This window comes from Roseibium sp. QJM3NY_11, from assembly GCF_056173175.1.
On sequence record NZ_CM149660.1, the window covers coordinates 2,281,960 to 2,295,608 of the forward strand.

The 13,649-nt window shown below is 62.9% G+C and carries 10 protein-coding genes; 8 read left to right on the forward strand and 2 right to left on the reverse strand.

From position 1 onward, the window contains the following. Window positions 1-19 precede the first annotated feature (19 nt). On the reverse strand, window positions 20-1,342 hold the full coding sequence (locus AC0VX3_RS10485; protein ID WP_475524657.1) for an ROK family transcriptional regulator: 1,323 nt from the start codon (window positions 1,340-1,342) through the stop codon (window positions 20-22). 386 nt (window positions 1,343-1,728) lie between these two features. On the opposite strand from AC0VX3_RS10485, the gene ade reads away from it, so the two are divergent. From ade to AC0VX3_RS10500, 3 genes are all read left to right on the forward strand, one after another. Beyond that, entirely contained in the window at window positions 1,729-3,450 is a 1,722-nt protein-coding gene (ade, locus tag AC0VX3_RS10490; protein WP_475524658.1) for an adenine deaminase, read from the forward strand. A 15-nt stretch (window positions 3,451-3,465) separates the two neighbouring features. Continuing rightward, window positions 3,466-4,623: an AAA family ATPase gene (locus AC0VX3_RS10495; RefSeq protein ID WP_475524659.1), complete on the forward strand. Its 1,158-nt coding sequence runs from the start codon at window positions 3,466-3,468 to the stop codon at window positions 4,621-4,623. A gap of 306 nt (window positions 4,624-4,929) precedes the next feature. Next, on the forward strand, window positions 4,930-6,600 hold the full coding sequence (locus tag AC0VX3_RS10500; protein WP_475524660.1) for a long-chain-fatty-acid--CoA ligase: 1,671 nt from the start codon (window positions 4,930-4,932) through the stop codon (window positions 6,598-6,600). 122 nt (window positions 6,601-6,722) lie between these two features. On the opposite strand, the gene AC0VX3_RS10505 is transcribed toward AC0VX3_RS10500, so the two are convergent. After that, window positions 6,723-7,703 (reverse strand): DMT family transporter, encoded by a 981-nt coding sequence (locus AC0VX3_RS10505; protein ID WP_475524661.1) that lies wholly within the window; start codon window positions 7,701-7,703, stop codon window positions 6,723-6,725. 185 nt (window positions 7,704-7,888) lie between these two features. Here AC0VX3_RS10505 and AC0VX3_RS10510 point away from each other — a divergent pair, with 185 nt between their 5' ends. From AC0VX3_RS10510 to AC0VX3_RS10530, 5 genes are all read left to right on the forward strand, one after another. Further along, window positions 7,889-8,470, forward strand: coding sequence for a VOC family protein (locus tag AC0VX3_RS10510; RefSeq protein ID WP_475524662.1), 582 nt, complete (start codon window positions 7,889-7,891; stop codon window positions 8,468-8,470). Between the two features lie 178 nt (window positions 8,471-8,648). Next, on the forward strand, window positions 8,649-9,197 hold the full coding sequence (locus tag AC0VX3_RS10515) for an ATP-dependent zinc protease family protein (protein WP_475524663.1): 549 nt from the start codon (window positions 8,649-8,651) through the stop codon (window positions 9,195-9,197). Beyond that, window positions 9,194-10,099: a 30S ribosomal protein S6--L-glutamate ligase gene (rimK, locus tag AC0VX3_RS10520; protein WP_475524664.1), complete on the forward strand. Its 906-nt coding sequence runs from the start codon at window positions 9,194-9,196 to the stop codon at window positions 10,097-10,099. The genes AC0VX3_RS10515 and rimK overlap by 4 nt, the downstream gene beginning before the upstream one ends. Beyond that, window positions 10,096-11,157, forward strand: coding sequence for a succinylglutamate desuccinylase/aspartoacylase family protein (locus AC0VX3_RS10525; RefSeq protein WP_475524665.1), 1,062 nt, complete (start codon window positions 10,096-10,098; stop codon window positions 11,155-11,157). Before rimK ends, AC0VX3_RS10525 begins: the two co-directional genes overlap by 4 nt. A gap of 153 nt (window positions 11,158-11,310) precedes the next feature. Continuing rightward, the gene (locus tag AC0VX3_RS10530) at window positions 11,311-13,608 is read left to right on the forward strand and encodes a xanthine dehydrogenase family protein molybdopterin-binding subunit (RefSeq protein WP_475524666.1); all 2,298 of its coding nucleotides are present in this window, start codon (window positions 11,311-11,313) and stop codon (window positions 13,606-13,608) included. Window positions 13,609-13,649 lie beyond the last annotated feature (41 nt).

The following is a 13,649-nucleotide window of genomic DNA, read 5'->3' on the forward strand; positions in this document are numbered from 1 at the left end:
CTTCCTCCCTGGCCCTGTCTTAATTAGAACGGTCGGGTGTGGCCAGATGTGTTCCCAACCGTGCTGCCCTTGCCGGAAAGCTGGCTCTGTCTTCCGAGCCGCCAGCTCCGGCGGGTCCGCTGTCTCGTCCACCGGTCAGGATCGCTGCCCGGGGCGAGAAATTGAAGAATTGTGGCAGGCTGGCCGCGCCGATGGCACCGGCGTCCTGGCCAAAACTGCCGAATGCGATTTCCGGAGACTGGCGTTGCTCGGGCGCGGCGTGCTCGACGGCTTGCTTCAGGAGAGATTTGAAAGTGTCTGGAAAGGTGCCGCCGAGATCGCTGTCGACAATGATCAGCGGCATGTCCAACAGGGCATAGGCCGAGCGCAAGGCAAGCGCGAGTGCCTCGGCGCAATCCTCCATCCATTCTCGATAGGGGAGGGCATCGTCATCGACCGCTTGCTGCAGGTCCGTCCTTTGCAGCCCGCCGAAATCCTCCGGCGCCAGATTGCGTGCCAGCGCCACCAGGGAGGCGCGCGTGATCAGCAGGTCCCAGGAATGGCGTGCCTTGGGGGCGGTCGGCAATCGGCTCGGCGGAACGGGGATCATGGCGACATCTCCGGCATTTCCGGTCACACCGCGCAGGACGTCGCCCTTCACGATCAGGCCGCCGCCAATGGCCGGCCCCAGAAAGATATAGAGAAAGTCGTCGTTCTGGCGGCCGAGGCCGTAAAAGTGCTCCGCAACGGCCGCCGCCGTGCCGTCATTCTCGCTGAAAACGGGAAGACCCGTCGCGCCCTGCAGCGCCTCCGCCAGGTCATAGTCGTCCCATTCCCTGAAGTGGGCCGCCGGCAGGCCAAGCTCGTGCAGCCAGGCGCCAAGGTTGAACGGCTGTGCCAGGCCGATCCCGGTGATGCGCGTTTGCTGCTCTTCGCTCAGGTGGCTGCGCAGGATCGCAAGGTCCTCGGTCAGGATTTCCAGGGCGCGTTCGGGCGCGGGCAGGATCAGGTCGTGAAGGCGGCGGGCGACGAGCCGGCCGGAAAAGTCCATCAGCACCGTTTCCATGTTGGTCCGGTCCAGCCGGACGCCGAAGGAATAGGCGCCCCCGGAGGCAAGCCGGAGCATGGTGGCTGGTTGGCCGCGGCCGCCGTCATGGCGTTTTCCCGCCTCGACGATCAGGCCTTCCTCGATCAGATTCTGGATAATCGCGCCGATGGCGGCATTGGTCAGTTGCACGGCTCTGGAAAGTTCGGCCTTGGACGCTTCTCCGGCGCGTCTGAGAATTTGCAGAACAATGCGTTCGTTGTAGCGCCGCAATTGCGCGGAATTCGATCCGCGCCCGCTTTTGCGGGTTCCCTCCAAAATTCTCGCTCCCGGGTTTCGCGCCTGTCCGTAATCTCGACAGGGTCAGGCACTTCAGAATAAATTATTTTGATGAAATTATTTGTCCGTTCGATCGCGCTGTCAATTCCGAAATGCTGTTGCAGCGCAATGTTTCTGCATTGTAGTGCGGCAAGTTTCTGGAATTAAGGTTGAAAACCCAGATCCGCGCCGGGACCCGAAGGGCCGTGAAAGGACGTTTGCAGAGCGGAACCGGAGAGAGCGCGCTGTTTATCGTCCCATTTTGCTGCCCGGTCGGCCTGAACGGTTGCAATGGGGGGGTATCGCCGGTCCGCTTGAGTGACCCCGTTGCCGATGCGCGCAAGTGCCGTATTGTCTCTGGACTTGGAGAATCGGAGAAAGAGCGCATGCCGGTCAATCACGACGAAGGGTTTCTGGCGCGGGCAATCGCCGCGGGGACGGGCGCGGAGCCTGCCGACCTGGTGATCAGGAACGTCCATCTGTTCAGCGTGGTCAACGGAACGACGGTGGAAACAGACATTGCCATCGTCGGCGACAGGATCGTGGGCACCCATGGCCGCTATTCGGGCAAGGTCGAACTCGACGGCACCGGCCTGACGGCCGTCCCCGGGTTCATCGACACGCATCTGCACGTGGAATCCTCCCTGGTCACGCCGTTCGAATTCGATCGCTGCGTGCTGCCGCACGGGGTGACCACGGCCATCTGCGATCCCCACGAGATCGCCAACGTCCTGGGGGCGGACGGGATCCGCTACTTCCTGGAATCCTCTCTAGAAACGGTCATGGACCTCAAGGTCAACCTGTCTTCCTGCGTTCCGGCGACGGCCTTTGAGACCTCCGGAGCGTGTCTGGAAATCGGCGATCTGCTGCCGTTCCGGGATCACTCCAGTGTCATCGGCCTTGCCGAATTCATGAATTTTCCGGGGGTTCTGGCGCGCGATCCCAAGGTGCTTGCCAAGCTGGCGGCGTTTCAGGGCGGTCATATCGACGGCCACGCGCCGCTGTTGAGAGGGGACGGCCTGAACGGTTATCTGGCGGCGGGTATCAGCACCGATCATGAGGCGACCACGGCCGAAGAGGCCCTGGAGAAACTCGCCAAGGGCATGGCCATCCTGATACGGGAGGGCTCGGTGTCGAAGGATCTGGAGGCGCTGGCGCCGATCCTGACGCCGGACGTGTCGGCCTTCGTGGCGCTGTGCACGGACGACCGCAATCCGCTGGACATTGCCGAAGAAGGTCATCTGGACAGCATGATCCGCCGTCTGATCGCCAAGGGCATCAGGCCGCTCAACGTCTACCGGGCCGCGAGCTGGTCGGCCGCCAATGCGTTCGGCCTGAAGGACCGGGGCGTGATCGCGCCGGGCAAGCGGGCGGACATCGCGCTCCTGAGCGATTTCGAGGATTGCCGGGTCGCCCAGGTCGTCAGCGGCGGTGTTGTTGTTCGTGACGAGGTTTTTCAGAGGCGCAAGATCGTTGCACCTGTCGGTCTGGACAGCGTCAAGGTGGGGCCGGTCACCGCCATGAAATTCGAAATTCCCGCCCGCAACAGCGAAGCGGACGTCATTGGTGTCGTGCCGGGAAAAATCATCACCGAACACCTGAAGCGGACCCTGCCGGTGACGGGCGGCAAGACGCTTGCCGATCTCGATCAGGACGTCTTGAAGGTGGCCGTGGTCGAAAGGCACAAGGGCACCGGCAATATCGGCCTCGGGTTCGTCAACGGCTTCGGCATGAAGCGCGGCGCGATCGCCTCGTCCGTCGGGCACGACAGCCACAACATCTGCGTGGTCGGCGCCAATGAGGAGGCCATGGCCCATGCGGTCAACCGGGTGATCGCCATGAAGGGCGGCTTTGCGGTAGCCGACAAGAACGGGGTCAAGGCCGAACTCGCGTTGCCGCTGGCCGGTCTGATGAGCCTGGAATCGTTCGAGACCGTGAAGACGGAGCTGGAACACCTGCGCGCCGCCGCCAAGGAGCTCGGCTGTACGCTTGCGGAACCCTTTCTCCAGGTCGCCTTCCTGCCGCTGCCGGTGATTCCGCATCTGAAGATCACCGATTTCGGCATGTTCAACGTCAACAGGTTCGAGCTCATCGATCAGGGATCCTGACAAAGGACATTCGCCATGATCCTGACCCTTGCCGTCTCCGGCTACCGTTCACTGCGCGATCTTGTGCTGCCGCTGGACCGGATCACGCTGGTGACCGGGGCGAACGGCAGCGGCAAGTCGAGCCTCTACCGGTCCATCCGCCTGCTGGCCGAGGTGGCGCAGGGCCAGGCGATCGCCTCGCTGGCCGCGGAAGGAGGCCTGAATTCGACCCTTTGGGCCGGTCCCGAGGCGTTCTCCCGGGCCATGAAAACAGGCGAACAGCCGGTGCAGGGCGTTCTGCGCAAGGGCGTTGTCAGCCTGAAGCTGGGATTTGCCGATGAAGACTATGGCTATGCCATAGATCTCGGGCTTCCGGCGGATGCGGGCCATTCGATGTTTTCCATGGATCCCGAAATCAAGGCCGAAGCCCTTTGGGCCGGGGAGGCCCTGTCGCGGTCGAATGAAATCGCGGGCCGCAACGGCCCGGCCGTGCGCGTGCTGAACGAGCGGGGGCAGAGACTGCCCGTCCTGCAGAACCTTGCCCGCTTCGACAGCATGATGACCCATGCGGCGGATCCGAAAGACGGGCTTGAGCTGCTGGTCATGCGCGAACGCATGCGTGCCTGGCGGTTTTACGATCATCTCAGGACCGACCGGGACGCGCCGTCCAGATTTCCGAAGGTGGGAACAAGGACACCGGTTCTTGGCGGCGACGGCGGCGATCTGGCGGCGGCGCTTCAGACCATTCTGGAGATCGGCGACGAGCGCGGGCTCGCGGATGCCATCGACGACGCCTTTCCCGGTGGCGGTATCGAAATCTCCGTAAATGACGGCTATTTCGAATTGCTGATGCGGCAGAAGGGACTGTTGAGACCGCTCAGGGCGAGCGAGCTTTCGGACGGTACGTTGCGCTATCTGCTGCTCACGGCGGCGCTTCTGTCGCCCAGGCCCGCGCCGCTGGTCGTGCTGAACGAGCCGGAAACCAGCCTGCATCCGGCGCTTCTGGAACCCCTTGCGCGCCTGATCGGCCGGGCCGCGCAAAAGACACAGGTGATCGTCGTTTCGCATGCGCTGCCCCTGGTCAGCGAACTGGCCGCCGAGAAAGACTGCGTCCGGTATGAATTGCGAAAGGAGCTGGGAGAGACGGTTGTGGACGGTGTCGATGCACCCAGGTGGGCGTGGCCGAAACGGTGACCGTCAAGAATTCAAAACGTGTTCCATAAGTTTCTGATTTGCCGAAACTATTGCCAACCGCCCAGGAGGTCTTATCTAGCTGTCATGAAGGGGCGGTTGCAAAAAAAGTACCGGGGTGTCGTTACGTCGCGAGTTGACGTGAACGGAAGGTTGCGTCATGTCAGAAGAGACCCAGAGAGGTGACACTTTGCTGACGCCCGGGTGCAATGGAGGAAAGAAGTTCCAGGGAGGTCTTTGAATTTCCGGGAATTTCTGGTTTGCAGCCGATCCGCGCAGTGAAGCGATAACGATGCGTTGGAGAACGTTATGACGACTGCGGAGGAGTGGAACGCGGCGTTTGAGCCCCGTCCAGTACAAGACTATCTCGATGCCACCGTGTCCCGGTTCGGCGCACGGCCGGCCGCCGATTTCATGGGCAAGGTCTGGAGCTATGCGGAGCTGGGAGACCTGGTCGACACGACAGCCGCCGGCCTGCAGGCCATGGGTGTCGGGCCGGGGGGCCATGTGGGACTGTGTCTGCCGAACACGCCCTTTTACACGATCTTCTATTTTGCGATCCTGAAGACCGGCGCCACCGTCGTCAATTTCAATCCGCTCTACGTGGAGCGCGAACTCGCATTCCAGGCGCGCGATGCCGATGTGCGCATCATGGTGACCATGGATCTGAAGATCATCTACGACAAGGTGGAGCAGGTCCGGCGCGAAAAGATCCTCGACACGATCATCGTCTGTCCGATGAGCTTTTGCCTGCCGACGCTGAAGAAGATCCTGTTCGGCCTGTTCAAGCGCAAGGAACTGGCCGACATTCCAGGGGACGCGGCCCACATCCGGTTTCACGAGCTCCAGACCAGCGGCAACACGCCCGCGCCGGTCGAGATCAACGTCAACGAGACGGTTGCGGTGCTTCAATATACCGGCGGTACCACGGGTGTGCCCAAGGGCGCGATGCTGACGCACAGGAACCTGTCCGCCAATATCGAGCAGATGCGCTGCATCTTCGAAAAGGCGCGCGAGGGCGAGGAGCGCATGCTGTGCGTGCTGCCGTTCTTTCATGTCTTCGCCATGACGGTTGCGCAAAACCTGTCGATCATTCTGGGCGCGGAAATGGTGTTGCAGCCGCGCTTCGAGCTGAAAGCGCTGCTCGAGGCGATCGTGCGCAAGAAAGTGACGCTCTTTCCGGGCGTTCCCACAATCTACACGGCAATCAACAACGCGCCGATCACCGAGAAATACGATCTTTCCAGCATCAATCTGTGCCTGTCCGGCGGGGCGCCACTGCCGGTCGAGGTAAAGGAAAGTTTCGAGAAGATCACCGGCTGCGTCCTCGTGGAAGGCTACGGCCTGACCGAATCCTCGCCGGTGGCCGCGGTCAATCCGCTGAACGATAGCCGAAGGGCCGGCTCCATCGGCCGGCTCGCGCCGGGAACAAGCGCGCGCTTCGTCAGTATCGAGGACAGGGTCAGCGAGGTTCCGTCCGGCGAAAAGGGCGAGCTGATGCTTCATGGTCCGCAGATCATGAAGGGCTACTGGAAACGCCCGGATGCCACAGCCGACAGCATCACCGGGGACGGCTACCTGCATACCGGCAACGTCGGCTATATCGATGGGGACGGTTTCATCTATCTGGTCGACCGGATCAAGGACCTGATCCTGTGCTCCGGCTACAACGTCTATCCGCGCGTGATCGAGGAAGCGATCTACCAGCATGAGGCGGTCGACGAGACGATCGTGATCGCAATTCCGGATGAATACCGCGGCCAGTCGCCCAAGGCGTTCATAAAGCTGAAGGACGGCTGTTCCCTCACAGGCGAGGATCTGAAGACCTTCCTCAGGGAGCACCTGTCAACCATCGAGCTGCCGCGGGAATTCGAGTTCCGGGACGAGCTGCCGAAAACCATGGTCGGCAAATTGTCGAAAAAGGAACTGGTCGAGGAAGAGGCGAAAAAACGGGCCCAGGCCGAGGCACAACGCGGCTGAGGCTTTCACGATGCCGATGCGGGGAAACGCACACCCCCGGATCGGTGTCCGCCATCTGCCGGACCTGCCCGGAATGATGCCAGGCGTTCAGGTCTGCGGGTCTTCGCGATCGCGCGCAAACCTCAGTTGTTATACCCGCGCCCCTCGGCGGCGCGGGCGAGTTCGCGGCCGCGTTTGGCCTCGCGCCGGACCGTGTAGATCGAGGCGGCGATGATGACTGCCGCACCGATCAGGGTTTCCAGCCGGGGCCACTGGCTGAAGACCAGGGCACCGAAAACGGTGGCGTAAAGCAGCCTGGTATAGTCGAGAGAGGCAATGGCGGTGGCTTCGCCGGCCTTGAACGCCTGGATGTTTGCCATCTGGGCCGCCCAGGACACGATGCCGATCAGGATCAGTACCCCCCATTGCGTCAGTGTTGGTGCCTGCCAGGTGAGCACCGCGGGGATCAGCATGATCAGGCCGACGCCGAAGGCCTGATAGGTCAGGATGGTGACCGGTGCGTCTGTCCGCGTGAGCATGCGCACCACGATCATCACCATGCCGGCACAGGCCGCTCCGGCGAGGGCCATCAGGGCGAAGGGGTCGAACAGGCCATCGCCATCGGGACGCAGCATCAGCACGACGCCGAGGAAGCCGACGATGGTCGCCCCCCAGCGGTGCACGCCGACTTTTTCATCGAGCAGCCAGATGGCGAAAATCGTCAGGAAGAAGGTCTTGGAGAAACTGATCGCGGTCGCGTCCGCCAGAGGCAACTCGATGACCGCGGTGAAGCCGAAAAGCATGGCTGTCGCGGCGACGACGATGCGGGTGATCTGGAGGCCGGGCCGCCTGGTTGCCAGGGACGTCGGCAGGCCGCTGAGGATCTTCGGGGCGACGATGATCAGCATGACACCCTGGCGGACGACCAGGATCTGGAAGACACCCAGATCCTGGCCGACAAACTTGATCAGCGTGACCATGATGGAAAACAGGAAGGCCGCCAGCAGGATCCAGAGCGCGCCGATGGTGTTGGACGGCAGGTGCGCCGTCCTTCTGGCGAGACTGCGATGGAAACGATTGCCGGCGGCCCTGGGAGGCGCCGGCGGCTTGCTTTGCATGTCCATAATGGTTTCCGGGCGGACGGCATGCGGATGCGGCGGGCCGTGGGGGCCGGAGCAAGAGCACGTGCCGGATTGGGCTTTTCGTTGCAGTTGCGGCAAGCTTAGCGCGTTTCGTCCAGAAAGATAGGCCCTGCGGTTGGCCCATTCGCTCCGGAACGGCATAATCCTCCAAACAGGGGAGGCAAACCATGCAGAAGATCCAGACACAGGGCATTCATCACATCACGCTGGTCGGGGCCGACAGGCAGACCTCCATCGACTTCTGGGAGGGCCTGCTGGGCATGCCTTTCGTGTTCGAGCAGCCCAATCTGGACGATGCGGATCAGAGCCATCTTTATTTCGACCCGGGCGATGGCCGGCTGATCACGATTTTCACCAGTGAGGAGCGCACACCGGACCGGGAGCCGGCACCGCAGACCATCGGCTGCGTCCATCATCTGGCGCTGGACGTGTCCCAGGCGACGTTTCGCCAGATCGCCGGACGGCTGGATGCACGCGGCATCGAGCACAGCGGCCCGAAAGACCGGGGGTTCATGGATTCGATCTATTTCCGTGACCCACTCGGTCTTCTGATCGAGCTGGCAAGCTACCGCTTCGTGCCACCCAAGGGGGTGCCGATGGGCGAGGTCATGCTGGAAGCTCACCGCATCCGGGTCGCCCGTGGCGACTACAATATCCAGGAAGCGCATATGGCGGACGCGATCGAACTTCTGACCCGGGACACGCGGCGCAGCCTGTCGGAGGACAGGACGCCGAAAGATCCCTATTGAAGGCACACCGGCAGGCTCAACACACAAGGACCTGTTCGATGGCTTGATCCGGTCCGTCGGCCAGGAGCGGTGCGGAGACGGGGCTGTCCCATATTGCGCCGCAATGCAGGCCATGCCATCCTCGCCCGGCAAGTGAACCAATCGGTGATCCCGTGACGGGGCGCCAGGACTTCAATGAATGAAAACCGCGAAAAAGAAGCGTCCCGCCGCCGCTGACGACGTGATCGGCTGGCGTGAAATCGTCAGTCTGCCTGAACTGGGCGTGTTCGACATGCGTGCCAAGATCGATACCGGAGCGCGGACATCCGCGCTTCACGCAGAGAACCAGGAAGTCTTCGACCGGGACGGCCGGAACTGGGTGCGGTTTCGCGTTCCCGCGTCCCGCTATCACAGCGATTTCCGGGTTGAAGTACCGGTTCTCGACGAGCGCAGCATCAAGAATACGAGCGGTGTGCCGGAGCGCCGGATTGTCATACGCACCTTGCTGCATCTGGGCAGCCATCGCTGGCAGGTCGACGTGTCGCTGGCGGACCGGACCAACATGGGCTTTGACATGATCCTCGGGCGCACGGCCATCCGGCGGCACAAGGTTCTGGTGCATGCGGGCCGGTCGTTTCTGGCCGGCAAGCCGGACGTGGCCGGTGCCGCGTCACAGGTGACAAGCCACCGCTCAGCTACCCGCCAAGACTCAGCCACCCTACCGAGACCAGGGGACGAGGACCGATGAAGATTGCAATGATGGCGCGGAACGCGGAGCTCTATTCGCATCGACGCCTCAAGGAAGCCGCCGAGGAGCGCGGGCACGAACTCGAGATCATCAACACCTTGCGGTGTTACATGAACATCGCCTCGCGGCGGCCGGAGATCTATTACAACGGCGACAAGCTGACCGGGTTCGATGCGGTGATCCCGAGAATCGGGGCCTCGATCACCTTTTACGGCCTTGCCGTGCTGCGCCAGTTCGAGATGATGGGGGTGTTCCCGCTCAATGAATCCGTTGCGATCGGCCGGTCCCGCGACAAGCTGCGTTCGATGCAGTTGCTGGCGCGCGACGGGATCGGTCTGCCGGTCACGACCTTCGCCCATGATCCGAAAATGACCGAGGAAGTCCTGGCGACCGCCGGCGGCGCCCCCGTGGTGATCAAGCTGCTGGAAGGCACACAGGGAATCGGGGTCGTTCTGGCGGACACGGAACGGTCGGCCAAGTCGGTCATCGAGGCCTTTCGCGGCGCCAATGTGAATATTCTGGTGCAGGAGTTCATCAAGGAGGCGGGCGGCTCGGACATCCGGGCGCTGGTTGTCGGCGGCAAGGTCATCGCGGCCATGAAACGCACGGGGGCGGAGGGCGAGTTCCGGTCCAACCTGCACCGGGGCGGCACCGCGAATTCCATCAAGATCACGCCGGAAGAACGCTCCACGGCGGTGAGGGCGGCCAAGACCATGGGGCTCAACGTCTGCGGGGTCGACATGCTGCGGTCCAACCACGGCGCGGTGGTCATGGAAGTGAATTCCTCACCCGGGCTCGAAGGGGTCGAAAAAGCCACGGGGATCAACGTCGCCGGCAAGATCATCGACTTTCTCAGCAAGACCGCGCAAGCCGGCAAGACCAAGACAAAGGGACGCGGTTGAGCCCGCGCGTCAAGGCCTTCGAGATCGGCGATCACAAGATCGCTCCGGGGACCCGGCGCACGATCGATCTGCCGGTCAGCGTGCTGTCGGACCACACCCCGGTCACCATGTCGGTGCATGTGCTGCACGGGCGCAAGCCGGGGCCCGTTCTATTTGTCAGTGCGGCGGTCCATGGCGACGAGATCATCGGCGTTGAAATCGCGCGGCGGATCCTCAAGGCACCGCAACTGGACGCGCCTGAACTTGAGAAACTGAAAGGCACGGTGCTGGTCGTGCCGATCGTCAATGCCTTCGGATTTCTCAACCATTCCCGCTATCTGCCGGACCGCCGCGATCTCAACCGGTGCTTTCCCGGCAGCCAGCGCGGTTCCCTGGCGGGACGGCTGGCGCAACTTTTCATGCGCGAGATCGTCGACCGGGCGGATTACGGCATCGACCTGCACTCGGCGGCGATCCACCGCATCAACCTGCCGCAGATCCGGTTTTCGCCGACGCGGCCGGACACCCTGTCCCTGGCGCGGGCCTTTGGCGCTCCGGTGATGATGACGTCGAGACTGCGCGAGGGGTCCATGCGCGCGGCCGCCCAGGCCAAGGGGACCGACGTGCTGGTATTCGAGGCGGGGGAGGGCCTGCGTTTCGACGAGATGGCCATTCGTGCCGGCGTCTCCGGCATCCTGCGGGTGATGCGGGCGCTGAAGATGGTCGGCTCCAGAGGCATCACACGGCCGAAGGCCCGCTCCATGCTGACGAAGTCCAGTTACTGGGTGCGCGCTCCGGCGGGCGGGCTGTTGCGACCGTTCAAGTCGACCGGTGACATGATCGAGCCGGGCATGCTGCTGGGGATCGTCTCCGATCCCTTCGGCGAGAACGAACGGGACGTGATTGCGGATTATGGCGGGCTGATCGTGGGGCGGACCCATCTGCCAGTGGTCAACGAAGGCGACGGATTGTTTCACATTGCCGCCATCAGCGAGAAAGACGACGCGGAACTGACCCTCGACAGTCTCGCGTCCCAACTTGAAGCCGATCCCCTGTTCGACGAGGATGAAATCATATAACTTCGTCGCACCAGACAAAGCGTTCTCGCCGGTGCATTGGACATCAAGCCCCTCTGGCCCAGGTGCCTTCAGGGCGCTATGTTCAACCCGGTCGTCGCGAACAAAGCTCAATCGTTCTCGGGATTGCCTTCCCAAATTAGCAGGTCCAGTTTCATGAACCAGATGGTCACTCCGAAATTCGGCGTTGGCGCCGCGCTGCGCCGCAAGGAAGATGAACCGCTCCTGACCGGGCGCGGTGTCTATACGGCGGACTACAAGCCGGATGGATGCCTGCACGGGTACGTCCTGCGTTCAGCCATGGCCCACGCGCGGATCCGGCTCGACAATGTCGAGGACGTGCGCGCGATGGATGGGGTCCGCCAGGTTCTGACCGGGGCAGAGCTGGCCGGCAGAACCATGCCGTGCAAGGCCCTGCTGAAGCAGATCGACGGATCCCGGTTTCGGGTTCCGGAGCAGCCGGTGCTGTGCGCGGACGAGGTTCGCTATGTGGGCGATGCGATCGCGTTCGTCGTTGCCGATGACCTCGAGACAGCCCGCAGCGCCGCCGAAGCGCTGGAGGTCGATTACGATGCTCTGGACGTGGTCGTCGGGATCGAAAACGCGCTTGCGCCGGATGCGGTGAAGGTCTGGCCGGACTTCGGAACCAATGTCGCCTTTACCTACGGCCAGGGCGATCAGGCCCGGACGGAAGAGGCCTTTTCCGGCGCGGACAAGGTCGTCTCCGTCGATCTCGTCAACAACCGCGTCGTGGCCAATTACATGGAGCTGCGCGGCTGCGTGGCCGAATTCGACTCTGAAAGCGGGCGTTTCAAGCTGACCCTGGGCACCCAGGGTGGCCATGGCATGCGCAACGTCATTTGCGAAATACTGGATCTTCCGGAGGAAGACCTGCAGGTGATCACGCCGGAAGTCGGTGGCGGGTTCGGCACGAAAGGGTTCTGCTACCGGGAGTATCCGCTGGCCATGATCGCGGCGAAGCAACTCGGCCGGCCGGTGCGCTGGGCGGGCGAGCGGATGGATCATTTCGTCACCGATGCCCATGGCCGGGACAATCTCAGCCATGCGGAGCTGGCGCTTGACAGCGACGGCAGGATCCTCGGGCTCAGGGTGGACGTCAAGGCCGCCATGGGTGCCTATCTGCACCAGTTCGGACCGTTCATTCCCTATGTGGGCACGTCCATGACTTCCGGTCTCTATGACATCCCCGCCGTGTTCGCGAAAGTGGAGGGGGTCTACATGAACACGGTGCCGACGGATGCCTTTCGCGGGGCGGGGCGGCCGGAAGCCGCCTATCTGATCGAGCGGCTGATTGAAAAGGCCGGCGAAGAGACCGGGCTTGGTCCGGTGGAAATCCGCAGGAGGAATTTCATCCGGCCGGAGCAGTTGCCCTACACCACCGGCACCGGGCGCATGTACGACACGGGAGATTTCGCGGGCCATCTGGACCGGGCCCTTGAGGTCGCCGGCTGGGCGGACTTCAAGGCGCGTCAGCAGGCCAGTGCGGCAAACGGCAAATACCGCGGCATCGGCATCTGCAGCTACGTGGAGGCCTGCGCGTTTCCCGGCAGCGAGGAAGCGACACTCGAACTTGATGCCTCTGGCGGCCTGACCCTGCTGATCGGCACACAGACCAACGGCCAGGGGCACGCAACGGCGTACAGCCAGGTTGTCGCCGAGCAGTTCGGGGTGACCATCGAGGACATCGAATTCATCCAGGGCGATACCGACCGGGTGCGCAAGGGCGGCGGCACCGGGGGCTCGCGGTCGATCCCCATCGGCCTGCCGTCGGTGCGCGATGCCAGCGTCGCGCTGGTCAAGAAGGTCAAGGAACTGGCGGCCGACAAACTGGAAGCCGGGATCGAGGATCTCGAACTGGACAGCGGTGTCGTGCGGGTGGTGGGAACCGACCAGCAGGTCACACTGGCCGAGATCGCCGCTTCGGCGGGGGAAACGCTGAAGGCCAGCGAAGAGGTCTCGCAGAGCGAAGCCACCTATCCGAACGGAACCCATATCAGCGAAGTGGAAGTCGATCCGGAGACCGGTAACGTCAAGGTGGTGAACTATGTCATCGTCGATGATTTCGGTGTCACGGTGAACCCGATGCTGCTGGTCGGCCAGGTCCATGGCGGCACGGTGTCCGCGATCAGCCAGGCGCTGTGCGAACACACGGTCTACGATGACGACGGTCAGCTCCTGACGGCGTCCCTGCTGGACTATCAGATGATCCGGGCGGGCGATCTTCCCGAAATCCGTTTCGAGACCCGCAATATTCCCTCCACGACCAATGCCATGGGCATCAAGGGGGCCGGGGAGGCCGGATCCATCGGCGGCTGCGCCTCCGTGATGAATGCGCTGCAGATGGCCCTCAGGGAAGGCGCCGGCGTCACCGACCTGATCGACATGCCGGCAACTCCACTTCGGGTCTGGGACGCGATTCAGGCGGCAAGATAGGCGCCGGCGTTTCACCGCGTCACCACTGTCCTGCAGCATTC